The 25,348-nt window shown below is 66.2% G+C and carries 17 protein-coding genes; 13 read left to right on the plus strand and 4 right to left on the minus strand.

The window, feature by feature from the left end; translation table 11 throughout:
* The first annotated feature begins 2 nt into the window (after nt 1-2).
* From VGN62_RS18955 to VGN62_RS19015, 13 genes are all read left to right on the plus strand, one after another.
* On the plus strand, nt 3-1,172 hold the full coding sequence (locus VGN62_RS18955) for an acyl-CoA dehydrogenase family protein (RefSeq protein ID WP_327456792.1): 1,170 nt from the start codon (nt 3-5) through the stop codon (nt 1,170-1,172).
* A gap of 197 nt (nt 1,173-1,369) precedes the next feature.
* Complete coding sequence (locus VGN62_RS18960; protein ID WP_327456794.1) at nt 1,370-2,041, plus strand: XRE family transcriptional regulator; 672 nt, start codon at nt 1,370-1,372, stop codon at nt 2,039-2,041.
* Nucleotides 2,042-2,269: 228 nt separating this feature from the next.
* Nucleotides 2,270-4,249, plus strand: a complete 1,980-nt coding sequence (locus VGN62_RS18965; protein WP_327456796.1) for a serine hydrolase domain-containing protein — start codon at nt 2,270-2,272, stop codon at nt 4,247-4,249.
* Nucleotides 4,250-4,438: 189 nt separating this feature from the next.
* The gene (locus VGN62_RS18970; RefSeq protein WP_327456798.1) at nt 4,439-5,485 is read left to right on the plus strand and encodes a DUF1611 domain-containing protein; all 1,047 of its coding nucleotides are present in this window, start codon (nt 4,439-4,441) and stop codon (nt 5,483-5,485) included.
* On the plus strand, nt 5,482-6,639 hold the full coding sequence (locus VGN62_RS18975; protein WP_327456800.1) for a hypothetical protein: 1,158 nt from the start codon (nt 5,482-5,484) through the stop codon (nt 6,637-6,639). Before VGN62_RS18970 ends, VGN62_RS18975 begins: the two co-directional genes overlap by 4 nt.
* On the plus strand, nt 6,636-7,694 hold the full coding sequence (locus tag VGN62_RS18980; protein WP_327456802.1) for an alpha/beta hydrolase: 1,059 nt from the start codon (nt 6,636-6,638) through the stop codon (nt 7,692-7,694). The genes VGN62_RS18975 and VGN62_RS18980 overlap by 4 nt, the downstream gene beginning before the upstream one ends.
* 40 nt (nt 7,695-7,734) lie before the next feature.
* Nucleotides 7,735-9,360 (plus strand): D-aminoacylase, encoded by a 1,626-nt coding sequence (locus tag VGN62_RS18985; protein ID WP_327456804.1) that lies wholly within the window; start codon nt 7,735-7,737, stop codon nt 9,358-9,360.
* 4 nt (nt 9,361-9,364) lie between these two features.
* Nucleotides 9,365-10,792, plus strand: a complete 1,428-nt coding sequence (locus VGN62_RS18990; protein ID WP_327456806.1) for a serine hydrolase — start codon at nt 9,365-9,367, stop codon at nt 10,790-10,792.
* Between the two features lie 21 nt (nt 10,793-10,813).
* Nucleotides 10,814-11,824, plus strand: a complete 1,011-nt coding sequence (locus VGN62_RS18995) for a dipeptide epimerase (RefSeq protein WP_327456808.1) — start codon at nt 10,814-10,816, stop codon at nt 11,822-11,824.
* Between the two features lie 28 nt (nt 11,825-11,852).
* The gene (locus VGN62_RS19000) at nt 11,853-13,139 is read left to right on the plus strand and encodes a metal-dependent hydrolase family protein (RefSeq protein ID WP_327456810.1); all 1,287 of its coding nucleotides are present in this window, start codon (nt 11,853-11,855) and stop codon (nt 13,137-13,139) included.
* Between the two features lie 2 nt (nt 13,140-13,141).
* A complete protein-coding gene (locus tag VGN62_RS19005; RefSeq protein WP_327456812.1) occupies nt 13,142-15,127 on the plus strand; it encodes a serine hydrolase domain-containing protein in 1,986 nt (661 codons plus the stop codon).
* On the plus strand, nt 15,127-16,137 hold the full coding sequence (locus tag VGN62_RS19010; protein ID WP_327456814.1) for a dipeptide epimerase: 1,011 nt from the start codon (nt 15,127-15,129) through the stop codon (nt 16,135-16,137). Before VGN62_RS19005 ends, VGN62_RS19010 begins: the two co-directional genes overlap by 1 nt.
* Nucleotides 16,134-17,417, plus strand: a complete 1,284-nt coding sequence (locus tag VGN62_RS19015) for a peptide MFS transporter (RefSeq protein WP_327456816.1) — start codon at nt 16,134-16,136, stop codon at nt 17,415-17,417. The genes VGN62_RS19010 and VGN62_RS19015 overlap by 4 nt, the downstream gene beginning before the upstream one ends.
* 93 nt (nt 17,418-17,510) lie before the next feature.
* Here the strand turns inward: VGN62_RS19015 and VGN62_RS19020 are convergent, their stop codons facing one another.
* The 4 genes from VGN62_RS19020 to VGN62_RS19035 all read right to left on the minus strand — a co-directional run bounded on the left by VGN62_RS19020 (nt 17,511) and on the right by VGN62_RS19035 (nt 25,319).
* A complete protein-coding gene (locus tag VGN62_RS19020; protein ID WP_327456818.1) occupies nt 17,511-20,294 on the minus strand; it encodes a TonB-dependent receptor in 2,784 nt (927 codons plus the stop codon).
* Nucleotides 20,295-20,531: 237 nt separating this feature from the next.
* Entirely contained in the window at nt 20,532-23,366 is a 2,835-nt protein-coding gene (locus VGN62_RS19025) for a TonB-dependent receptor (protein WP_327456820.1), read from the minus strand.
* A 152-nt stretch (nt 23,367-23,518) separates the two neighbouring features.
* Entirely contained in the window at nt 23,519-24,241 is a 723-nt protein-coding gene (gene pdeM, locus VGN62_RS19030) for a ligase-associated DNA damage response endonuclease PdeM (RefSeq protein WP_327456822.1), read from the minus strand.
* Nucleotides 24,242-24,281: 40 nt separating this feature from the next.
* On the minus strand, nt 24,282-25,319 hold the full coding sequence (locus VGN62_RS19035; protein ID WP_327456824.1) for a retroviral-like aspartic protease family protein: 1,038 nt from the start codon (nt 25,317-25,319) through the stop codon (nt 24,282-24,284).
* Nucleotides 25,320-25,348 lie beyond the last annotated feature (29 nt).

Consider the following 25,348-nt stretch of genomic DNA (forward strand, 5'->3'; position numbering starts at 1 on the left):
CCATGAGCAATCCCGGCATGGACGCCGACATCTTCGACCAGTTCATCGAGCAGCTCGAGCGTTATGTGCGCGAGCGACTGATTCCCGCCGAACAGGGGATTATCGAGACCGACCAGATCCCCGCCGACATCCTCGCCGAAATGCGCGACATGGGGCTGTTCGGGCTGACGATCCCCGAGGAGTTCGGCGGCGCGGGAATGAACGTCAGCCAATATGTCCGCACCATCCACACCCTGTCCTATGCGATGCCGGCGTTCCGCTCGATCATCTCGATCAACATCGGCATGGTCGCGTCGGCGCTCAAAAATGGCGGGACCGACGCGCAGAAGGCCGAATGGCTGCCGCGCATCGCGGCGGGCGAGATCGCCTGCTTCGGCCTGACCGAGCCGGGCTCGGGATCCGATTCGGCGGGACTCCAGGCGAGTGCGGTGCAGACCGACAATGGCTGGGTGCTCAACGGGACGAAGCGCTACATCACCAATTCGCCCTTCGCGAAGCTCGGCCTGATCATGGCGCGCACGACGAAGGAGAATCTTCCCAAGAACGCCCATGTCTCGGCCTTCCTCGTCCCGCTCGACGCGCCCGGCGTGACGATCGGCAAGTCGGACAAGAAGATGGGCCAGTCGGGCAGCCATATCGCCGACGTCATCATGGAGGATGTCCGCGTCGGCGGCGAGGCACTGCTCGGCGGCGAATTGGGCAAGGGCTTCGCCTATGCGATGATGAGCCTCGACAATGGCCGCATGTCGGTCGGCGCGGCGGCGACCGCCTACGCGCGCCGCGCGCTCGACAGCGCGATCCGTTACGCGACCGAACGCAAGGCGTTCGGCGAGCCGATCGCGAATTTCCAGCTGATCCAGCAGATGCTCGCGCAGAGCGAGATCGATATCTATGCCGCCGAATGCATGATGGAGGATGTCACGCGCCGCGCCGATGCGGGCGAGAATGTCCTGCGCAAGGCGGCGGCGTTCAAGGTGTTCGCGAGCGAAATGTGCGGGCGCGTCGTCGATGCCTGCGTGCAGGTCTACGGCGGTGCCGGCTATCTCGCCGAATATGATGCCGAACGCTTTTTCCGCGATGCGCGCATCTATCGCATCTATGAAGGCACGACGCAGATCCTGCAGCTCCAGATCGCGAAACATATGCTGCGCGAGTTCGCTGCGGCGAACTGACGAGCGGCGGATGACGCGCCGTCTTTCGGTGCGGCGCGCCGGTCGAAACCGGCGGGCGTGCTCCGCGCGACCCCGGAGCGACGGGCTTTATGCCCGGCTGGCTGGCCGTTCCCGGGCTATCGCTGCTTGATCGGCGAGAAAAATGCGCAAATATGTGCAAGATGAGAAAATCGATTGAAAGGACCGAGATGCCGGCCATGCGCCAACCGAGCTCGCCCGCCAGCGATCGCCGGACCGCCGTCGACGGCAATCCGGGCACATTCCTGCGCGAATTGCGGACCGAAAAGGGCTGGACGCTCGCCGAAGTCAGCGAGCGGACGCGGATTCCCGTTTCAACTTTGTCAAAGATTGAAACGGGCAAGATGTCGCTCAGCTATGAAAAGCTGCTACGCCTCAGCCAGGGACTCGGTATCGACATCACCCGGCTTTTCGCGGCCGCAGCGGCGCTGCCCGCCGCGACGCACACCGCCAACGGGCGCCGCAGCATTACGCCCGCGGGCGAGGGGCCTTCGATCCAGACCGCGACCTATAATTATACCTATCCCTCGGCGGACCTGCTCAACAAGCTGCTCAATCCGATGATCATCGACATCAAGGTGCGCTCGATCGAGGAATTCGGCGACCTGATGCGCCATTCGGGCGAGGAATATGTGCTCGTCCTCGAAGGCGAGTGCGAGTTCCACAGCGACATTTACGCGCCCTCGCTCCTCCAGACGGGCGATTCGGTCTATTTCGACGCGTCGATGGGGCATGGCTATGTCGCGGTCGGCGACAAGCCGTGCCGCATCCTGTCGGTCTGTTCGGCGACCGACGCCGACCTCAAGTCCGCGCTCCATCCGATCGAGGGCGAAAAGATCCTTTCGGACTAAGCGGCGGAGTTGCCGCGCGCCGCTGCGGCCGCAGCGATGCCATTTTCATCCATGGAAAATTGTACCGGTCCGGCGGCGGACAGCGTTCCGCGCCGTCGTCGACGGGCGCCGTCGCGAGCGCCGTTGACAAATTTCCGTACAGGATGTTTATGCTCCAAATTGAAAATATTTCAAAATGAGAAATTTCCTGTGCGACGATCATCGTCGCCATGGTGAAAGGGGAGGCTGATGCGGGTCCTGAGTTCGTGCGGATGGCTGGGGGCGGCCTTGCTCGCCCTGTTCGCGGGTCCGCTGACGACCGATGCGATGGCGCGCCCGGCGGCCGTTCCGGCTGTGGAGGCGCGCGACGCAGCGACGTCCGGGTCCGCACCCGTGCTGGTAAAAAGCGACGTCGATGCGTGGCTCGACGGTTATATGCCCTTTGCGCTGCGGCGCGGCGATGCGGCGGGCGCGGTGGTCGTCGTGGTCAAGGACGGCGCGGTGGTGACGCAGCGCGGCTTCGGCTATGCCGACGTCGCGGCGCGCCGGCCGGTCGACCCCGAAACCACGCTGTTCCGGCAGGCTTCGGTATCGAAACTGATCACCTGGACCGCGGTGATGCAGCTTGTCGAGCAGGGCAAGATCGACCTCGACCGCGACGTCAACGCCTATCTCGATTTCCGGATCGCCCCGTTCGACGGCAAGCCGGTAACGATGCGCAACCTGATGACGCACACTGCGGGCTTCGAGGAGGTGCAGCGCGGGCTCAACAGTTATGATCCGGCGAAAATCCCGTCGCTCGGCGCCGCGCTGAAGCGGCAGGTGCCGCATCGCATCTTCGCGCCGGGAACGACCCCGGCCTATTCGAACTTCGGCACCTCGCTGGCGGGCTATATCGTCGAGCGCGTGTCGGGGCTTTCGTACGACGATTATGTCGAGCGGAACATCTTCGCGCCTGCGGGCATGACGCGATCGAGTTTCCGCCAGCCGCTTCCGGCGGCGCTGCGTCCGCTGATGGCGAGCGGATATATGCTCGGGTCGGGCGAGCCGGGGAAGTTCGAACTCAGCAGCTTCACGCCGTCGGGCGCGATGACCGCGTCGGGCGCCGACATGGGACGCTTCATGATCGCGCATCTCGCCGATGGCGGCGCGCTGCTGAAGCCCGCGACTGCGGCGCAGATGCACAACACGATCCTGCGGCTGATCCCGCCGCTCAACGGCATGGCGCTCGGCTTTTATGAACAGAATATCAACGGCCGCAAGGCGCTCTCGCACGCGGGCGACAGCCTGAACTTCCACAGCCAGCTCTGGATTTTCCCCGAAGAGAAGGTCGGCATCTACATGTCGATGAACGCCGCGGGGATGCAGAATGTGTCGGGGCCGATCCGCAGCCACTTGTTCGAAGCCTTCGCCGATCGCTATTTCCCCTTCGCGCAGCGGGACGGCCGCGTCGATGCGGCGACCGCGCGCGAACATGCGCGCATGATGGTCGGCACCTACAACAAGACGCGGCGGCTCGAATCGAGCTTCCTCAAGGCGATGGAACTTGCCGGGCAGGTGACGGTCTCACTCGACCGCGATGGCGGGATCGTGCTGAGCGTGGCGCCGGGGCTTGACGGGAAGCCGCGCAAATGGGTCGAAATCGCCCCGTTCGTCTGGCGCGAGCAGGACGGCAAGATGCGCCTCGCCGCAAAGGTCGAAAAGGGCCGCGTCGTCCGGTTCAGCGTCGATTCGGGATCGCCCTATATCGCGTTCGACCGGGTGCCCTGGTATCTGTCGACGGCGTGGATCAGGCCGGCTTTCCTGGCCGGTCTCGGCGCGCTGCTGCTGACCGCGATCGCATGGCCCGCCGCCGCGCTGATCCGCCGCCGCTACGGCGCGAACACCGGTCTCTCCCCCGCCGCGCTCAAAAGTTATAGGTTTACGCGCGGCTTCGCGGCGCTCGCCGTCGCGGTGGTCGTCGGGTGGATCCTGTTCGTCAGCAAGCTGGTCAGGGACTTTTCGTCGCTCAGCGGCGAACTCGACGGCACGCTGATCGCGCTCCAGATCCTGACCCCGGTCGTCTTCTTCGGCCTGTTTGCCAGCGCGATCTGGAACATCCGCCACGTTTGGACGGGAAAGCGCGGCCGGTTCGCCAAATTCTGGAGCATCCTATTGCTGCTGTCGGCGATCATCCTGCTGTGGGTCGCCATCGGCTTCCACCTGATCGGCTTTGGCACGCGTTTCTGACCGCCGCGCGCCAGCGGACGGGCTCCCCTCGGCCTCCGCTGGCGTGACCGGTCAAAGAAAATTCTCCATTTCTGTTGCAATTATCAAAATCTGAAAATAATGTCCTAAGCAGGTCAACAGGGAAAAGAGGCCGAACCGTGCGCCATCAGGGCGCCGTGTCGAGGCCTTCTCCCGATTTTGGTGAGAGACGTGAACATTCAAACCTCCCTCGACATCGCCGGTGGCGCCTTGCAATTGCCCCAGCCCTATCTGCTGTTCCTCGGCGACACGACCGAGCCGGGCTTTGCCAAGACGGCCTATGGCCTGCGCGACTGGGCGCCCGAAAAATGCGTCGGCGAATATGGCTTGCCCGCGGCGACGGTCAGCACGGGATTGCCCGCTCTGACGCCCGCAGAGGCGGCTGCCAGCGGCGCGCGCGCCCTGCTTATCGGGGTTGCCAACAGCGGCGGTGTCATTCCCCCAAGCTGGGTCCCCGCGCTGTCCGAGGCGCTCGAGGCGGGACTGGATATCGTGAGCGGGATGCACATTCGCCTCGCCGACGTCCCGGGGCTCGCTGCGCAGGCGGAGCGGCTCGGCCGCCAGCTGATCGACATCCGCCATCCCCCGCGCGGCCTGCCGGTGGGAACGGGGCGCAAGCGTCCGGGCAAGCGGCTGCTGACGGTCGGAACCGATTGCGCGCTGGGCAAGAAATATACCGCACTCGCGATTGCGCGGGCTTTTGCCGAGCGCAACGTCGATGTCGATTTCCGCGCCAGTGGCCAGACCGGCATCATGATCGCCGGCGGCGGCATCCCGATGGACGCGGTGGTGTCCGATTTCGAAGCGGGCGCCGCCGAGACGCTCAGCCCCGACGCCGATCCCGCGCACTGGGACGTGATCGAGGGGCAGGGTTCGTTGATGCACCCCGCCTATGCCGCGGTGTCGCTCGGGCTGCTGCACGGCAGCCAGCCCGACGTGATCGTCGTATGTCACCAGCCCGGCCGCGAACTGATGCTGGGGACGCCGGGCTATGCGGTGCCGAGCATCGAGGACACGATCGGTCTCAACCTGCGGCTTGGCTCGCGCACCAATCCCGCGATCCGCTGTGCGGGGCTTTCGTTCAACACCTCGCACCTCGGGGAAGACGAGGCGCACGCGCTGATGGCGGCGGAAAGCCGCAGGCTGGGACTGCCCGTCGCCGACCCGATCCGCGGCGGCGACGCCTTCGCCCGCCTGGTGGACAGCTGCCTCGCATGAGCGCGGCGAACGCCCCGGCAACCGCGGCTGGTTCCTCCTGGTTCCAGCGCTTCCTGTTGCCGGGCTTCGCTTTCAAGGCCGTCGTGATCGGCGGCGGTTATGCCACCGGGCGCGAACTCGCGGAATTTTTCCTGCCGAGCGGGCCGTGGGGCGGGCTGGCGGCGATGCTGCTTGCGATGCTGCTCTGGAGCATCATCTGCGCGACCACCTTCGCCTTCGCGCGGGCGATGCAGGCGTTCGACTATCGCAGCTTCTTCGAAAAGCTGCTTGGCCGCGGCTGGATCCTCTTCGAGGTCGGCTATGTCCTTCTCGTGACGCTGATCCTCGCGGTGTTCGGCGCCGCGGCGGGCGAGATCGGCGCCGCGATCTTCGGCTGGCCGCCGCTTGTCGGCACTGCTTTCCTCGCCGCCTCGATCGCGCTGTTCGTGACCTTCGGCAATGCCTCGGTCGAGGGCTTGTTCAAATATGTCTCCTTCCTGCTCTACGGCGTCTACGCGCTGTTCATGATACTCGCGCTCGGCAGCTTCGGCGACGAGATCGCGGCGCGCTTTGCCATTCCGGCCCCGTCGGACGGCTGGGTGATGGGCGGGCTGACCTATACGGGTTATAATGTCATCGGCGCGGTGGTGATCCTGCCGGTGATCCGCCACTTGACCAGCCAGCGCGACGCGATCGTCTCGGGCCTCATCGCCGGGCCGCTCGCGATGGCACCGGCGATCCTCTTCTTCGCCGCGATGATCGCCTTCTATCCCGGCATCATGCACGAAACGCTGCCGTCGGATTTCATGCTGCGCCAGCTCGACATGCCGCTGTTCCACCTCCTGTTCCAGTTCATGATCTTTGCCGCCTTGCTCGAAAGCGGTGCGGGATCGGTGCACGCGATCAACGAACGCGTCGATGCGGCACGCCGCGCGCGCGGACATGCGGCGCTCGGCAAGCGCGCGCGTGCGGGCATCGCCGCCGCGCTGCTCGTCGGCTGCATGTTCCTCGCCGACCGCTTCGGCCTCGTGACGCTGATCGCCAGCGGCTACCGCTTTCTCTCGTGGGTCTTCCTCGCGGTCTATGTCGTGCCGCTGCTGACCGTCGGGCTGTACCGCCTGCTCCGCAGCCGGAAACAGGACCTTCAACCCGCCGTCCAGGGAGCTGCGGCATGACGAAATTGACGGGCTGGCGGCGGTTCCGGCGCTGGGTGAAGCGTATCTTGCTGGGCCTGCTCGCGCTGCTGGTGCTGCTCGTCGCGGTGGGCGCGATTTACGAGGCGCTGGGCCGCAAGAACGCCGCAGCGCATTATCCGCCGCCCGGCAAGCTCGTCGATGTCGGCGGGCGCAAGATGCACATCGATTGCCGCGGCACCGGGTCGCCGACCGTCGTTTTCGAATCGGGGCTCGGAACGGGCGGCACGATCGACTGGACGCTGGTGCACGACAAGATTGCGGGCTTTACCCGTGCCTGCGCCTATGACCGCGCCGGCATCATGTGGAGCGATGCTAAGGACACGCCGCAGCGGGCATCCGCCGTCGCCGACGATCTCCATGTGCTGCTGAAGGGCGCCGGGATCACCGGTCCGCTGGTACTCGTCGGCCATTCGATCGGCGGACCCTACACACGGACCTATGTCGGAAAATATGGCGAACAGGTTGCGGGGCTTGTCCTGGTCGACGCGTCGCACCCCGACCAGGTCGCGCGGCTCGGAAAGGCGGTGAAGGTCGATGCGCATCCGGGACAGGCGGGATGGATCATGCACACCGCGACCGCGCTGTCGTGGACGGGCATCGTGCGCTTCGCGATGGCGAACGCGGGGCAGGGCAAATTGCCGAAGGACGCTGCGGCGCGGATGGCGGCCTATGCCAGCACGTCGGTGCACGGCGCGACGTCCGAACTCGATGGCTTCGATGCCACGATGGACGATGCGCGCGCGGTGAAAAGCTTCGGAAGCCGGCCGGTGATCGTGCTGACCGCGATGGCGCCGTTCAAGCCCGCAGAACTGAAGGGATTGTCGCTGAAGGCGTCGGACGGCGCGCGCTTCAAACAGGAATGGAAGGCGCTCAACGCCGAACAGGCCGCGCTTTCGACCCGTGGCCGCCAGCAGATCGTGGGCGATGCGGGCCATTATATCCAGATCGACCGGCCCGACGTCGTGATCGCCGCGGTCCATGCGGTGGTCGACGAGGTGCGTGCCGACGCAGGGACCAGCGCCGGAAAAAAGTGAGAACCAACGGCGCCCCCCCGCGCCGACAGGGAGATGAATGATGAAGCGTAAGATCCTCTTGGGTGCCATGTCGATGCTGCCGCTGCTGCTCGCCGCGAATACCCCGGCGCCCGACTATGACATCGTCATCCGCGGCGGCCGCATGCTCGACGGCGCGGGCAGCCCGTGGGTCAGCGCCGATGTCGCGGTGAAGGACGGCCGGGTCGTTCGCATCGGCCGTGTCGCAGGGCGCGGCGCCAAGGAAATCGACGCGACGGGGCGTTATGTCTCGCCGGGCTTCATCGACATGATGGACCAGTCGGGGCGCGTGCTGGTCAAGAACGGCGCGGCCGAGAACAAGCTCTTGATGGGCGTGACGACCGTGATCGCCGGCGAAGGCGGCCCGCCGGCCGAGGCGGCCGAGATTCCGGCGCATTTCAGCCAGCTCGAAAAGCAGGGCATTTCGGTCAATTACGGCACCTATTATTCGGCGACGCAGGCGCGCGTGAAGGTGATGGGCGACGGCGCCGGGCAACCGACCCCGGCGCAGCTCGAGGCAATGGGCCGCGAGGTCAAGATCGCGATGCAGAATGGCGCGTTCGGCATCACCAGCGCGCTCATCTATCCGCCGAGCAGCTTCCAGACCACGTCCGATCTCGTCACCTTGGCGAAGGTCGCGGCGCAGTGCGACGGTTTCTATGCGACGCACATGCGCGACGAGAGCGAGGGTCTCGTCAAGGCGATCGAGGAAGCGATCGAGATCGGCGAAAAGGGTGGCGTGAAAGTCGAGATCTTCCACCTCAAGGCCGCTTACGCCCCCGGCTGGGGCAAGCTGATGCCGCAGGCGGTGGCGACGATCAACGCGGCGCGCGCGCGCGGCGTCGACGTTGCGGCGGACCTTTATCCCTACACCGCGGGCGGCACCGGGCTCGAGATCATCGCGCCGAGCTGGGTGTGGGCCGACGGCATCCAGAAGGGGATCGAACGGCTCCGCGATCCCAAGGTGCGCGAGCGGATGAAGAAGGAAGTCGCCGCGGGCTCGATGCCCGGCTGGTCGAACCTCGTCCATGCGTCGGGCGGCTTCGCCAACGTCCGGCTCGCCAACGGTTTCAGCGACAAATACCGGCCGTACCATGGCAAGAGCCTCGCCGAGATCGGCAAGGCGCTGGGTCGCGACCCGGCCGATGTGGCGTGGGACATCTTGCTCGAAGGCCTGCCGAACCGCTCGGTCGCGCTCTATTTCATGATGAGCGAGCAGGACATCGAAACCGCGATCAAGCAGCCGTGGGTGAGCATCGGCAGCGACGCCGCGGCATCGGAAAAAACGGGCGAGATGGACGCGCTCGGCCTGCCGCACCCGCGCGCCTATGGCACTTTCCCGCGCATCATCGCCGAATATGTGAAGCGCCGTCCGGTGCTGTCGCTCGAGGATGCGGTGCGCAAGATGACCGGCTGGCCGGCGCAGCGCATGGGGCTCACCGACCGCGGGCTGATCCGCGACGGGATGCGCGCCGATATCGTCGTGTTCGATCTCGACAAGCTCGACGATGTCGCGAGCTGGGAAAAGCCCACCGCGTCGCCGACGGGGATCGAGACGGTGATCGTCAACGGCGTCGTCACGATCGCGAACGGCAAGCATACGGGCGCCAAGGCGGGCGCGGTGCTGCGGCACAGCTGCGGCGTCTGACGATATGGCGCGGCCCGTCTTTGCCCTCATTCTTGCGCTTGCTGTCTCGGGACCGGCCTTTGCCGCCCCGGCGATTGCGACGCCCGAAGACCTTGGCACCGCGGTATCGGCGCAGATCGCCTGCGCCGGCATCTTCGTCGCCGAGCGCGCCGAGGCCGATGTGCTGCGCGAGGATATCCATCCCTTCGCGCCGTTCATGAAGGCCGTGACGCTCGCGGTCGATCGCAAGGCGCGGACGGTCACCGCATCGGCGCCGGGCGCCGCGACGCGCACCGCGCTGTTCCGCCCGGTCGCGGGGTGCACGCTGCTCACCGGCGATGTTTCGACCGCCGCGCTCGATGCGCAGGCCGCGAAGCTCAAGCCGATGCGCGGGAAGGCGGCAAAGCCCTGGCCCATCGGCGACGCCCCGGTGCCCAAGCTTGCCGCGGCCGCCGAAGCGAAGCTCGACCGCGCCGCGCTCGACAAGGCGGTGCGCGCCGCCTTCGACGAGCAGAATAAGGGCGGCTATCCCGACACGCGCGCGATCGTCGTCGTGCAGGGCGGGGCGATCGTCGCCGAACATTATGCGCCGGGGTTCGATCGGAACACCGAGATGCTCGGCTGGTCGGCGTCGAAGAGCATCATGGGCACATTGGTCGGCCTGCTGGTCGACGACGGGGTCCTGAAACTCGACGAACCCGCGCCCGTTCCCGAGTGGAAGGGCGAAGGCGATCCGCGCGCGAAGATCACGCTGCGCCAGTTGCTCACCATGTCGAGCGGCCTGACCTTCAGCGAAAGCTATGTCCCCGGCAACGACTCGATCAAGATGCTGTTCGAGGCGGGCGACATGGGCGCAATGGCGGCGGCGAAGCCGCTGAAGGACGCACCCGGCACGAGCTGGAGCTATTCGTCGGGGACGACGAATATCCTCTCGCGCATCGTGTTCGACGCGACCGGCGGGACGCTGGAGGGCATGACGCGCTTTGCGCAAAAGCGGCTGTTCGAGCCGACGGGCATGACGAGCGCACTGATCGAACCCGACGAAGCGGGCGTGCAGGTCGGCAGCTCCTACGCCTATGCGACCGCGCGCGACTGGGCGAGATATGGCCTGCTGCACCTCAACAAGGGCAAGGCCGGGGGCAAGCAATTGCTGTCGAAGCAATGGCTCGATTTTGCGGTCACGCCGACAAAATCCGCGCCGCGCCCCGTCTATGGCGCACAGCTCTGGCTGAACCAGGCCGAAGCCGACGGCGAGCGGCGGAAACTCTATCCCGGCCTGCCGGAGGATACCGTCATGGCGCGCGGGCATAGTTTCCAGATTGTCGCCGCGATCCCGTCGCAGGATGCGGTGATCGTCCGCCTCGGCTGGACGCCCGAGGGACACACATTCGACTGGAACAAATATCTCTCGCAAATCGCGGCGGCACTTGCGCCCGCCGTCGCTGCGCCCTGAATCGACCGAAGGACAAAATCGATGACCACGCCTGCCCCCCTCACGCTCGACGTCGCGATCGAATCGCTTCCGCTCGCCAAGCCGTTTCGCATTTCTGGCCATGTTTTCACCGACACCCCGGTCGTTCTCGTCACGCTATCCGACGGCGAGCACGCCGGGCGCGGCGAGGCGTCGGGGGTCTATTATCTCAGCGACGATGTGCCCGCGATGGTCGCTGCCATCGAAAGCGTGCGCGGCGCAGTCGAGGCCGGGATTACGCGCGAGGCGTTGCAGACGCTCTTGCCCGCGGGCGGCGCGCGCAACGCGATCGATTGCGCGCTGTGGGAACTCGACGCGCGGCGCCGCGGCGTTCCGGTCTGGGAACTCGCGGGCCTCGCCGAACCGCGCCCGCTCCGCACCACCTTCACGCTCGGCGCCGACGATCCCGAAGTGATGGCAGAAGGGGCGCGGGGCTACGCACAGGCGCGCGCGCTCAAGCTCAAGCTCACCGGCGACCTCGACCTCGATATCGCGCGGGTGCAGGCGGTACGCGCGGCGCGGCCCGAATGCTGGATCGGCGTCGATGCCAACCAGGGTTTTGCGATCGGCGATCTCGACGCGCTCGTCGCGGCGCTGGTCGCGGCCGACGTCAAGCTGCTCGAACAGCCGCTGGCGCGCGGACGCGAAGCCGATCTCGACGGCTACCAGTGCCCGATCCCGATTGCGGCGGACGAAAGCGCGCTGACGCTCGCCGATGTCGAGGGGCTGGTCGGCCGCTTCGACGTCGTGAACATCAAACTCGATAAATGCGGCGGGCTGACCGAAGGCCTCGCCATCGCCAAGCGCGCGCGCGAACTCGGTCTGGGCGTGATGGTCGGCAATATGGTCGGCTCCAGCCTCGCGATGGCGCCGGCGTTTATCGTCGGACAGCTCTGCGACATCGTCGACCTCGACGGACCGATCTTCCTCGCCGACGATCGCAAGCCCTCGATCGAATATACGGACGGCAATGCATGGTGCGGCGAGGCGATCTGGGGCCGCGACGTCGGCTGATTGCGATAACGGGACAGGGAGAGGCACGATGAAAAAGACGATATTCGCAGGGCTCGCGCTCGTGGCACTGATCCAGCCGGCCGCCGCGCAAGAACCGGCGAAGACATATATCCACGCGGGCCGGTTGCTCGCCGATCCGGCAAGCGGCCGTGTCGAAACGAACAAGACGATTGTCGTCACCGCCGGAAAGGTCGCCGAAATCCGCGACGGCTTCGTCGGGGAAGGCAGGGTGGTCGACCTGCGCGACCAGTTCGTCATGCCGGGCTTCATCGACAGCCATGTCCACCTGACCTTTGAATCGAGTCCGACGAGCCGCCTCGACGCGGTGACGAAATCGACGGTCGATCAGGCGTTCGACGGCGTCGTCTTCGCCAAGCGCACCGTGCGCGCGGGGTTCACGACGGTGGTCGACCTCGGCTCCGATCCGCAGGCGATCAACGCGCTGCGCGACGCAACCGCGACGGGCAAGGTCGTGGGGCCGCGGATCATCGCCGCGGGCGGTGTCGCCGCGCATGGCGGGCATGGCGACGTCCACGGCTATCGCCAGGAAATCATCGACCTGTTCCGTTCGCCGACGCTCTGTTCGGGCGCCGACGACTGCGCGCGCGCGGTTCGGCTCGCGGTGCAGCAGGGCGCCGACGTCATCAAGACCGCCTCGACCGGCGGCGTGATGTCGAACACCGCAGCGGGGCTCGGCCAGCAGATGAGCGACGCCGAACTTGTCGCGATCGTCGACACCGCGCACCGCCTCGGCCGCAAGGTCGCGGCGCACGCGCATGGCACCGACGGCGTCAACGCCGCGCTTCGCGCCGGGGTCGATTCGGTCGAGCATGGGACGTATCTGGACGCCGAATCGATCCGCCTGTTCAAGGCGAAGGGAAGCTATCTCGTTCCCACCCTGCTCGCGGGCGATACCGTCGCGCGGCAGGCAGAAACCGCCGACTGGATGCCCGCTCCGGTTCGCGCCAAGGCGCGCACCGTCGGCCCGCTGATGATCGACGCGCTACGCCGCGCGCACCAGGGCGGCGTTCGGATCGCGTTCGGCACCGACAGCGCGGTGTCGAAGCATGGCGAGAATGCCCGCGAATTCGCGCTGATGGTGAAGGCGGGGCTGACCCCGCTCGAGACGATCAAGTCCGCGACCGTGTGGGCGGCAACGCATGCCGGGCTCGAAGCCGAGATCGGCACGCTCGCCGCAGGCAAGTCGGCCGACATCGTCGCGGTGAAGGGCGATCCGCTGACCGACGTCAGCAGCCTCGAAACGATGGGCTTCGTGATGGCGCGCGGCGTCGTCGTGCGGGCGGCAGGGGAGTGACGATGCGTTCGATGAAATTATTCGCGCTGCTGCCGCTCGTCATGATGCTCGGCACCGCGGCGTCGAAACCGGCGACCCCCTTGGCGCCCGTGCTGGCCCCCAAGCCGGCGGCCGAAGCGCAAAAGGCGGCGGCGCCCGCCCCGGCGCTTCCGGCATCGGCGGCTCCGTTGACGAAGCAGGACGTCGACAGCTGGCTCGACGGCCTCGTCCCCTATGCGCTGAAACGCGGCGACCTTGCGGGCGCGGTGGTCGTCGTCGTCAAGGATGGCCAGGTGCTGACGCAGCGCGGCTTCGGTTATGCCGATGCCGCGAAGCGCACGCCGGTCGACCCCGCGCGCACCTTGTTCCGTCCCGGTTCGGTGTCGAAGCTCTTCACCTGGACCGCGGTGATGCAGCAGGTCGAAGCGGGCAGGATCGACCTCGACAAGGACGTCAACACCTACCTCGATTTCAAGATCCCGCCGAAGGATGGCAAACCCGTCACGATGCGCCAGTTGATGACGCATACCGCTGGGTTCGAGGAACATGGCAAGCTGACCATGTTCGAGGACAAGAAATTCCAGATCCCGCTCGGCGCCCTGGTGAAGGGCGGTATCCCGAACCGCATCTATGCGCCCGGAACCACGCCCTCCTATTCGAACTATGGCACCGCGCTCGCGGGCTATATCGTCGAGCGCGTGACGAAGATGCCGTTCGACGATTATGTCGAACAGCGGATTTTCCAGCCGCTCGGCATGACGCAGTCGACCTTCCGCCAGCCGCTGCCGGGGGCGTTCGCGCCGTGGATGGCGACGGGTTATCGCCAGCTTTCGGCCGGGCCGTCGAAGTTCGAAATCGTCGGTCCGTCGCCCGCGGGCGGCCTCTCGTCGACCGGCGCCGACATGGCGAAGTTCATGGTCGCGCACCTCAATCAGGGCGCGGGGCTGATGAAGCCCGAAACCGCGCGGATGATGCACGACACCCCGCTGACGATCCTGCCGCCGCTCAACCGGATGGAGCTCGGCTTTTTCGAAACGAACATCAACGGCCGTCAGGTGATCGCGCATCTGGGCGACACGCAGCTTTTCCACACCGCGCTGCACCTGTTCATGAACGAGAATGTCGGCATCTACATGTCGTTCAACGCCACCGGCGAACAGGCCTCGGTAGGCCCGCTGCGCCGCGCGCTGTTCGAGGATTTCGCCGACCGCTACCTGCCGGGCAACGAAATGCCCGCGACCCGCGTCGATGCGAAGACCTCGGCCGAACATGCGAAGATGCTGGTTGGCAACTGGCTCAACAGCCGCCGGGCCGAGACGAATTTCTATGCGATCGCGTCGCTGCTCGGGCAGGTCAAGATCAGCGTCGATGCGAAGGGCGAGCTTGTCGTCCCGGCGGGACGCGACCTCAACGGCAAGCCCGCCAAGTGGATCGAAACCTCGCCCTTCGTCTGGCACAACGCCAACGGCCACGGCCGGCTCGCCGCGCAGGTGGTGGACGGAAAGGTCGTGCGCTGGAGCATCGACGGCCTTTCGCCCTTCATGGTGTTCGACCGCGCGCCCGCGTCGAAGTCCGCGGGATGGATCATGCCCGCGATGTACGTCAGCCTCGGCATATTGCTGCTCACCTTCCTCCAATGGCCGGTCTCGGCGCTGATCCGCCGCCATTACAAGGCGCCGCTGACGCTCCCGCGCCGCTCGCTCCTCGCCTATCGCGGCGTGCGCGCCGCGGCGGGGCTGGTGCTTGCGCTCGTCGCCGCATGGGTGGTCAGCATGTCGACGCTGAAGGCCCTGCCTTCCTACGATCCCTGGCTGTGGTTCCTCCAGATCGCCGGCCTGATCGTCCTCGTCGGCGGCGTCCTGCTCGCGGCGTGGAATTTGCGGACCGTCGTCCGTGAAAGGCGCGGCTGGTTCCGCACGCTCTGGGCGCTGCTCCTGCTGCTCGCGACGGTCATGCCGCTCTATGTCGCATGGACCTTCGGCCTGCTCGCGATGACGGTGAACTACTGATGTCACGTCTGAAAATGGGGGTTTCGGTCGAGAAGCTCCGCCTTGCCAACCCGTTCCGGATCTCGGGCCATGTCTTCGACGGCCGGAACGCGGTCATCGTCACGCTCGACGACGGCGAACATGTCGGGCGCGGCGAGGCGACGGGCGTCTATTATATCGGCGACGATCTCGAACAGATGCTCGCGGCGCTCGCCAATGCGCGTGGCGCGATCGAGGCGGGTCCGTCGCGCGCCGACCTCCGCGCCATCCTGCCCGCCGGCGGCGCGCGCAACGCGGTCGACGCGGCGCTGTGGGAGCTCGAATCGAAACGCGCGGGCCGGCCGGTCTGGGCGCTCGCCGGGCTCGATGCGCCGCGCCCGCTCCGCACGACCTTCACCGTCGGCGCGGACGAGCCGGCAAGGATGGCCGCCGAGGCTGTCGCCTATCGCGGCGCGAACTCGATCAAGGTCAAACTCACCGGCGAGCTCGACCTCGACATCGCGCGGGTCGATGCGATCCGCGCGGCGCGCCCCGACGTGTGGCTGGGAGTCGACGCCAACCAGGGCTTTTCGGTGGGCGATCTCGACAAGCTCGTCGCCGCGATGGTCGCGGCGGGCGTGTCGTTGATCGAACAGCCGCTGGCGCGCGGGCGCGAGGCCGATCTCGACGGTTATGATGCACCGATCCCGCTCGCCGCCGACGAAAGCGCGCTGACGCTCGCCGATGTCGCGGGTCTCAGGGGGCGTTTCGACGTCTTCAACATCAAGCTCGACAAATGCGGCGGGCTGACCGAGGCGCTGATGATTGCCGCCGCAGCGCGCGAGGCGGGGTTGGGCGTGATGGTCGGGTGCATGGTGTGCAGCAGCCTCGGCGCCGCGCCGGGGTTCGTCGTCGGTCAGCTTTGCGACCTCGTCGACCTCGACGGGCCGATCTTCCTGAAACAGGATCGCACGCCGGGCGTCGTCTATCGCGACGGGACAGTCTGGTGCGATGAATCGGTGTGGGGTGCGAAGGCGGCCGTCGCCGCATGACGCACGCCGCCGCTCCGACCTGGTTCGGCCAGCCGCGCGGGCTGACCGTCCTGTTCCTCACCAATATGTGGGAGCAATTCTCCTACTATGGGATGCGCGCGCTGCTGGTCTATTACATGACCAAGGAACTGCTGCTGAGCCAAGGGCACAGCAGCTTCGTTTACGGCGCCTATACCGCCTGCGCCTATTTCACCCCGATCGTTGGCGGGGTGATCGCCGACCGGCTGCTCGGCAAGCGGCGCGCGGTGATTCTCGGCGCGACGATCATGGCGATCGGCCATTTCATGATGGCGTTCGAACCGCTTTTCTATTTCGCGCTCGCGACGATCGCGCTCGGCAACGGGCTGTTCCTCCCCAGCCTGCCGAGCCAGATCAACGACCTTTACAAGGCGGGCGATTCGCGGCGCGGCTGGGCGTATAATGTCTATTATGTCGGCATCAATATCGGTGGTTTCCTCGCGCCGCTGATCTGCGGCACCCTCGGCGAGCTTTACGGCTGGCACTATGGTTTCGGGGCCGCGGGCATCGGCATGTTCGCCGGGCTGGTCATCTATCTGTGGGGCCAGCGCTACCTGCCGCCCGAACCGCCGCGCGTGCCGACCGCCGACACGCCGCCGATGCGCTGGGCCGATCACAAGGGCACCTTCATGGTGCTGCTCGCGGTCGCGCTGTCGGTGACCGTGTTCCGCGGCGCTTATGAACAGGTCGGCAATACCGTCGCGCTGTGGGCCGATACCGGGCTCGACCGCGCCGCCGGTGCCTTCACCATCCCGATGACCTGGTTCCAGTCGCTCAACCCGCTGCTCGTCATGCTGATGACCCCGCCGCTGCTCGCTTACTGGCACCGCCGCGCCGACGCGGGGAAGGACATGTCGCCCGCGCGGCGCATGGCGCTCGGCGCCGCCGTCGTCGCCTGTGCCTATCTGCTGCTCGCTGCCGTCGAGTGGGGCAGCGGCGATGCGAAGGCGCCCTGGCTGTGGTTCGCGGTCTTCTTCGCGATCTTCACCTTCGGCGAGCTGCTGATCCTGCCGACGGGGCTCGGACTCTTTGCCCGCCTCGCGCCGCCGCGTCTCGGCGCGACGACGGTCGCGGCCTGGTATCTCGCGATCTTTACCGGCAGCCTGTCGGCGGGGCTCGTCGGGATGCTGTGGAGCCACATGGGGCAGGCGCCCTTCTTTGCGATGCTCGCCGTGATCGCGTTCGCGGCCGCGCTGCTGCTGCGCGCGCTCGACGGCGCGGTGCGGCGCGTCGACCCGACCTGGGCACCCAAGGGCGACTGACCGCACCCAAAGGAAAGGGCCTGACGCGACAGTGCCCGGCCGCGGCAGGCCCTCCCTACGCCCTCCCCGGATTTGGGGAGGGGGAGAGAGCGGTCAGAACTGTCCGCGCAGGGTCACGCCATAGGTGCGCGGTTCGCCGGGGAAGCCGACGAACAGCTGGTTCGCGGTCCCCGCCAGCCCTGAAGATGCGGGCGCCGCGACGGCGCGGAAGGTGCCCCCGCCTTGCAGCGGCATGTCGGCGCCGATCTGGTAATATTTCTTGTTGAGCAGGTTCTGGCCCCACAGCTCGATGCCCCAGCGCCGTTCGGGCCCGTAAAGCCCGACGCGGCCGTTGAAGATCGCGAAGCCGTCCTGGATCTTTTCGACGTCGAGGTCGGACCCGGTGTTGGTGTCGCTTTGCAGGCGCGCGTCGAGATAGACGAGCGCGCTCATCCCCGAACTGCCGATCGGCGGCGTCCAGCTGATCCCCGCGGTCGCGACATAGCGCGGCGCGTTCGACACCCCGCGGCCGGGAAGCTGGAACAGCACCGGCGACAGTGGCCGCCCGCCCGTGCCGACGAGGTTGCGGCGATAAAGCGTGTCGACATAGGTCAGCCCCATGTTGACCGACACATAACGCACGGGGCGCATGAACGCCTCGATCTCGATCCCCTTCGACCGCACGCCGGGTTTCAGCCGGTCGGAGGGGCACGCTCCGGTCGTCGCCGATCCGTCCGAATCGGCGCCGTTCAGGTCGTCCTTGCACGCCTGGATATTGGTGACCTCGAAATTGACGCCGTTGAAGGTGTTGAGCTGGTAATTGCTATATTCCTGATAAAAGGCCGCGATATTGACGTCGATCCCGGGGCCGTCCCATTTGATCCCGAGTTCATAGGCGTCGACCTTTTCGCTCGCGAACTGCAGGTCGCTCGCCTCGGGCCGCCCGTTGCCGGGGGTGTTTGCGGGCAACGCCAGGCGTGCTGCGCAGGCGGTGTCGAAGGTCACGCTGCACGTCCGGTCGAGCGCCGAGAAATCGAGGTTGAAGCCGCCGGCCTTGTACCCCTTCGACGCCGACCCATAGACCAGCCATTCGGGCGCGGGTTTCCAGCTGAGCACCGCGGTCCCCGTCCATTCATTGTCCTTGAACTTCGTCCCTGCGCTGCCGCGCGGCAGGTCGGGCGCGGTGCCGTTGATCACGCACGGCAAGGTCGCGAGCGACTGGAACGGCGAATTGACGATCAGTGGGCAGATCGCATTGTTGAAATTCGCGTCGGCATCGAGCGTCTTGCGTTCGCTCGTGTAACGCGCGCCGATCGTGAAGGTCAGCACGTCGGGAACGATGTCGAAACTGTTATGCGTAAAGACCGCGAAATTGCGGCTGCGCTGCGCAAAGGTCGATCCCTGGTTGCCCGTTCCGTTGATCGCGAGCGCCGGCTGGCCGAGCGCCGCGGCGAGCGAGCCGAAGCCCGGGCGCGCCGGATTGGCGATCAGCGACTGGAGCAGCGTGCGCGTCGCCCCCGGGGGCAGCACGGCGATCGTTCCCTGTACCACCGGCACGTTTACGCACGACGCATTCGAGGGTAGCACCGCGCTCGGCAGCGCGCTCGCGAAGAGCAGGCAATTGGCGAATTGCTCGTAATTATTGCCATAGACGATGTCGTCGTCGACATCGAGTTTCTCGTTCGCATAATAGCCGCCGATCAGCCAGTCGAGCCGCCCGTCGAACGCTTCACCCTGCAACCGCACCTCCTGCGTGAACAGCCGGAAACGCCGGTCGAGGTCGGTGCGGCGCAATATATCGAGCGCGCTGAAATCGGCGTCCTGCCCCTGCGCATTCTTGTAATCGCGATAGGCGGTGATCGAGGTCAATGTCGCCGCGCCAAGCTCCCAGTTCAGCTCGCCCGACACGCCCCAGTCCTTGGTATCCGAACGATAGGTGACCCCCGGCGTTGTCGCCTGCCGCCGGACGAACGGCGTTCCCGCCGGTGCGACCTGATGGTTCGCCCCCAAGGCCTGCAGGATCGGCAGCAACGTGTTCGCCGATGCCACGGGGAAGCCGTCGGGGCCGCGCGCGAGGTTGCGCACGGGGTTCAACAGGATGCCGCCGCAGCAATTTTCGTTACGTTTGCTGTAATCGGCGATCAGGCGGAACTTCAGCGTCTCGCTCGGCTCGAACAACGCCTGTCCGCGCACCAGCCAGCGGTCGCGGTCGTTGATATCGGGTTCGCCGGCGGTCGCATTGTCGATGAAACCGTCGCGCTTCTGCCAGACGCCGTCGACGCGCACCGCCGCCTTGTCGCCCAGCGGTGCGTTGACCATGCCGTCGACGCGCCAATAATCATAATTGCCATAGGATATCGAACCCTTGGCGCCGAAACGGCCGAGGTCGGGACCCTTGGTCACGATGTTGATCAGCCCCGCGGTCGAGTTGCGCCCGAACAAGGTCCCCTGCGGCCCGCGCAGCACTTCGACGCGCTCGATATCGCCGAGCTCGGACAGTCCGACCCCCGTGCGGCTGCGATAGACGCCGTCGATGAACAGGCCGACCGACGATTCGAGGCCGGGATTCTCGCCGACCGTGCCGATGCCGCGGATGCGCGCGGAGAAATTGACCTCGCTCGTCGCGCCCGACACGAGCAGCGACGGCGCGACCTGCCCCAGCGCGCGGACGTCGGTCGCCCCGGTCTTTTCCAGCGTGTCGCCGGTGACCGCGGACACCGCGATCGGGACATCGGATAGCGCCTCGCTGCGCCGCGTTGCGGTGACGATGATCGTTTCGTCGTTCGTCGTGGTGCCGGCTTCCTGCGCCGCGGCAGGCGCTGCCCACAGGGCGAAGACAAGCGGCAGGCCGGCAACGCTGGTGCGCAGCAGGCGGGTACGGTGGGAACAGTCTGTCATGGTCATGGCCCTCCTCCACAGGTTTTTTCGTGCGGGAGAGCGTCGCGATATTCTACTTGCGGCCAGCCTATCACGACCGGGACGCGGCAAGCCAGTGCAAGCCGTTCCGTAACGTCATTGTCCGGCGCGGCGCGGCATTTATGTCACAGCTGTCAGAAGTGACGGGTTGACGTCATCCGCCAAAAGAAAAGGGGCGAGGCCAACGGCCCCGCCCCTCTGTTACAAAGGTCGCTGCGATCAGAACTTGCCGCGCAGCGTCACACCATAGGTCCGCGGTTCGGCGAGGAACTGCGAATAGATCTGGCGGCCACCCGGATATTGCGGGTCGGCAAAGGCGCCCGTCGTCGCACCTTCCTGGAACGGCGAGTTGAAGGCGACCTGCGCATATTGCTTGTTGAAGATATTCTGGCCCCAGAATTCGATGCCCCACTTCTCGTCGGGACCGCGAACGCCGATACGCGCGTTGAAGATCGCATAGCCATTCTGTTCCTTCTGCGGGAACAGGTCCGACCCGGTGTTGTAGTCACTGGTCATGCGGCCATCGACATAAACGAGGCCGGTCAGGCCGCTGCTGCCGATATCCGGCGTCCACGCGACGCTGCCGGTTGCGACCAGTTCGGGCGCATTCGACATATTGTCACCGGGCAACAGGCGGAGCGCCTGATCGAGCGGCGCGCCCGATTTGGTGCCGACCAGATTGCTGCGATATTTCGTCTTTGCATAGGTCAGGCCCGCGGTCATGCGGAAGCTCGGCGCCGGAACCAGCGAGGCTTCGAGTTCGAACCCTTCCGAACGCACGCCCCAGCCCACCTTGTCCGTTGCGCACGCGCCGGTCGTTGCCGCTGCGGCGCTATAGTTTGGTGCGGTCGTGAACTTGCTCTGGTCGCGGTCGCCGCCATTCAGGCTGTCCTCGCACCCGTTGATATTCTGGACGAGGAAGACCGTGCCATTGAACGTGTTGAGCTGGAAATTCTCGAAATCGGAACGGAACAGGGTCAGGCCGACGCTGAACGGGCCGGTCGCATATTTCGCGCCGATTTCATAGCTGTTGACCAGTTCGGGATCGAACTGGAGATTGCCGACCAGCGCCTGTGCGCCGCCGACCGCTGCGAAGGTGGAGCTGGGCGTCGCCCCGGTGATGACCGGTGGCTTCAGCGCCGAACGGTCGAGGTTAAAGCCACCCGCCTTGTAGCCGCGCGAATAGCTTGCATAGACCATCAGATCATCGACCGGCTTGTACGACAGGATCGCGGTGCCGGTGAACTCGTCTTCGCTGCGCTGGTCGTTGATCGAGACGCCGTTGAGTTCGGCGGTCGAATTGCCCTGGCAGCTCAGGCCCAGGATGCCGGCAACGAGCGGTTGCAGCGCCGCGTTGGCGAGCAGCCCGCCGATGGCAGCCTGATTCTGGGTACAGATGGTATTGTCGTTGGTGAACGACGCGCTGAACTTCTTCTTGTCGTGCGTGTAACGGACGCCAAATGTGAAATCGAGCTTGTCGGTGATGTGGAAGATATTGTGCGTGAACAGCGCCCAGTTGGTGCCGTTCTGGTGGTAGCGATCGTTGATGCTGCCCTTGTCACTGAGCGTTCCGAGACGGTCGATTGCCCCCAGCAGCAGCGGCGTTGCCGCGCCGAACTGACCGGCACCGCCGTTTGCGCCAAGCAGGCCCGCGCGGCCGGCGGGGCTGAGACAGCCGGGCGAGGTCGGGCCATAGGCGAAGGCAAAGCTGCCCGAAACGAGGCGGCACGCCGCGAACTGGCCATATTGCGTGCCGAAACGCAGATTGTCGCGAACGGTCAGCTTCTCGTTCGAATAGAAACCGCCAACGAGCCAGTCGAGCTTGCCGTCGAAAGCCTCGCCTTGCAGGCGCAGTTCCTGCGTGAAGGTGTGAAACTGACGATAGGCGTCGTCGCTCGGTGCGCGATAGAGGATGTCGACCGAACCATAGTCGAGGTCGCCCGCCTGTCCCGACCGATATTCGCGATACCCGGTGATCGAGGTCAGCGTCGCGCTGCCGATGTCGTAATCGATCTGGCCCGAGAAGCCGTAATCCTTGGTCTCGCCGGCAAAGCTGCGCCCCGGGGTGACCGACAGGTTGCGGCTATATCCCTGGTTGAACGCACCGATCGGCTGGCCGAGGTCGCGAAGCACGGTGACGATATTGTTGGTGCCGGCCGGAATGGCCGCGCCGGGCGGCAACGGCAGCGGCGAGGGGGTGTTGAGACCGCCGATATAGGGATTGACGCTGTTGTCGACATAGATTGCGCCGCAGCAGCGTTCGTCGCGATAGGTATAGTCGGCGATCAGCCGGATCGAGAGCGCATCGGTCGGTTCGAACAGCAACTGACCGCGCACGAAATAGCGGTCGCGATTGTTGACGTCGGTGTTGTTTGCCGTGTCCTTGAGGAAGCCGTCGCGCTTGACCCACACGCCGTCGAGACGGAAGGCGACGGTGTCGCCGATTGGGCCAGTCACGCCGCCGGCGAGGCGCCAATAGTCGTAGTTGCCGTAGGTGATCTCACCCGAGCCGCCGAATTCGAAGCTCGGCTTTTTGGAGTAAATGCTGATCAGGCCTGCCGACGAGTTGCGGCCGCCCAGCGTGCCCTGCGGACCGCGCTGCACTTCGACACGGTCGATTTCGCCGAGTTCGTTGAGGCCGATGCCCGATCGCGAGCGATAGACGCCGTCGATGAAGACGGGGACCGAGCTTTCGAGACCGGGGTTGTCGCCAACGGTGCCGATCCCGCGGATACGTGCCGAACCGTTCGCTTCCGAACCCGTCGACGAAACGAACAGCGACGGGGCGACCTGGTTCAGCTGGCGGATGTCGTTCGCGCCGCTGTTCTGCAAGGTTTCGGCGCTGACCGCCGAGATCGCGACCGGCACGTCCGAAAGCAGCTGGGCGCGGCCCTGTGCGGTCACGATGATCGGGGTGTTGTCGCTGTCGTCGGTCGCGGTATCGGCGGGCGCGTCCTGTGCGAAGGCCGGAGCCGAGACCGCCGCGAGGGCAATCGAGACACCGAGCGCGCTGGTGCGCAGAAAGCGGGCAGCACGAAGGGAAGATGATTTCATATCGGGCACTCCTCTCAACATTTCATTATTTTTGTTGCGAGGGGAGCATAACTCAATTGCGCGGGCGATCCAGACGAAGGCACGCTTTTGCGTCGTTTTTGATCGGGTGATGCTTTTAGGCCACAGGCGGAAAAGCGCCTGTTCGGCGGGGCTTAGGCGTTCGTTTGCCGCGTCGGCGGGCTTGCCGTAGCGTCATTGGCCCCGCGGCCGCGGCACGGGAAGCGCAAATGGCGGCCGCGCGCGACGAGCATCGCGGCATAAGGTCCGGCAAAATTTGCCGCGATCACCGGATCGTCGGCGGCGAGGCCGCCCGTCAGGCTGCCAAAGGCGGGCAGGATCAATCGCTGCGCGTCGCCCGCGAAACAGGGCCGCGAAATCGGGCGGCCGCGCACATTGATCCGCAGCTTGGGATGGAAATGCCCCGAAATTTCCGGCCGTGTCTCGCTGCCTTGGCTCTGGTGACGAAAGACGATGCCGTCGACGACCAGCTCGTCGGCGACGTTGCCGCCCCACGCGCCGCCGCTGAGCCCATCGTGGTTGCCCGCGATCCACAGGAGTTTGGCCGCCGCTGCCTGCCCCGACAGGCGCTCGGCCACCGCGGGCACGATCCGTTCTGCGGCGTCCCGGTCGTGGAAGCTGTCGCCGAGGCACCAGATCGCGCGCGCGCCGGTTTCGGCAGCCAGCGCCGCGAGCCGGTCGAGCGTGTCGTGGCTGTCATAGGGCGGCAGCGGCTGGCCGAGCGCGGCGTACCAGCTCGCCTTTTCGAGGTGCAGGTCGGCGACGATCAGCGCGCCGTGACGCGGCCAGAACAGCGCGCGGTCGGCCAGCATCTGGAACGGCTGGCCCGCGAAGTCGAAGGTCGGCGCGGCGGACATGACGCCGCTATGCAGGCGCGGCGGGGGCGCCGCAAGCGCCCTAACTGCCCTGCATCGCCATGTTTGCGGCGAAGCGTTGGCCGGCCTTGCGGCTCGCTTCGTCGGGCAGGTCGAACACGACGCGTTTGTTGGGGAAATCGATCTCGACGCGGTCGAACAGCGACAGGCTGTCCATGCCGAGCAGCAGCGCGGGCCGTTCGTGCAGGCCGAGCGCGCGAAACGCCTGGCCGTCGGCAAAGGCGACCGGCAGGTCGTTGACGTCCATGCCGTTGATCACGATCCGCCTGATCGCCGTCTGCATGGCGGGGACCGACTCCCCCGTCACGGCGTCGAGGATCGTCGCGGTAAAGGGAAAGCGGTTCGCTCGCTTGCTCGCGACCAGCCGCTGCAGCGCCATATTGCCGACGCTCGTCTGTGCGCCGGTGTCGACGATGACGTCGATGCGTTTGCCGTTCAGCCGCGCGTCGGACAGGATCAGGCGCCCCGCCGAATTGCGCGCGGTGACGACGATCGCGTCATCGTCGCGAATGATCGGCTGCGCGCGCCGCCGCGTCTCCAGTATCTGCATGCTTTCCTTGCGGAAATCGATCAGAACGCGGCGTTCCTCGAGCATGTCGACCCCGATCAGCCCCGCGGCACCGATATGCCGTCCGAAAAAGGCCGGCGCCTCGACCGAGGCAAGGTGGAGCTTCGCCATCTGGAGCGCCGCGATGCGGTAGCTCGGGACCGTCGCCGACCCGCCGATCGTCGCAAGCCGCAGCTTCGCGCCCTCGGCCAGCCCCAGCCGCTCGGCGAGCTCGCGCGCGATCACCGTGCGTTCGGCGCCGGTATCGACGAGGAAGGAGAAAGGACCCTTGCCGCCCACCATCACCTTCACCGACATCCGCCGCGACGCGTCGAGGTCGAAAGGTTCGATGAAGGGGACAACGACGACCGGCGGCGCGACCACCTCGCCCGTCGCGGCGGGGGTCGCGGCCGGTACGGGTGCCGGGTGGGGGGGAGCCGGCGTTGCGCCGACGAGCGCCGGGGCGGCGAGCAGCAGCGCAAACAGGACGGACCGCGGAGTAGCTTGGGTCATCGCTGGCATCCTCTGTATATTTTGTCCCA

The organism is Sphingopyxis sp. (assembly GCF_035998905.1).
Taxonomy (GTDB): domain Bacteria; phylum Pseudomonadota; class Alphaproteobacteria; order Sphingomonadales; family Sphingomonadaceae; genus Sphingopyxis.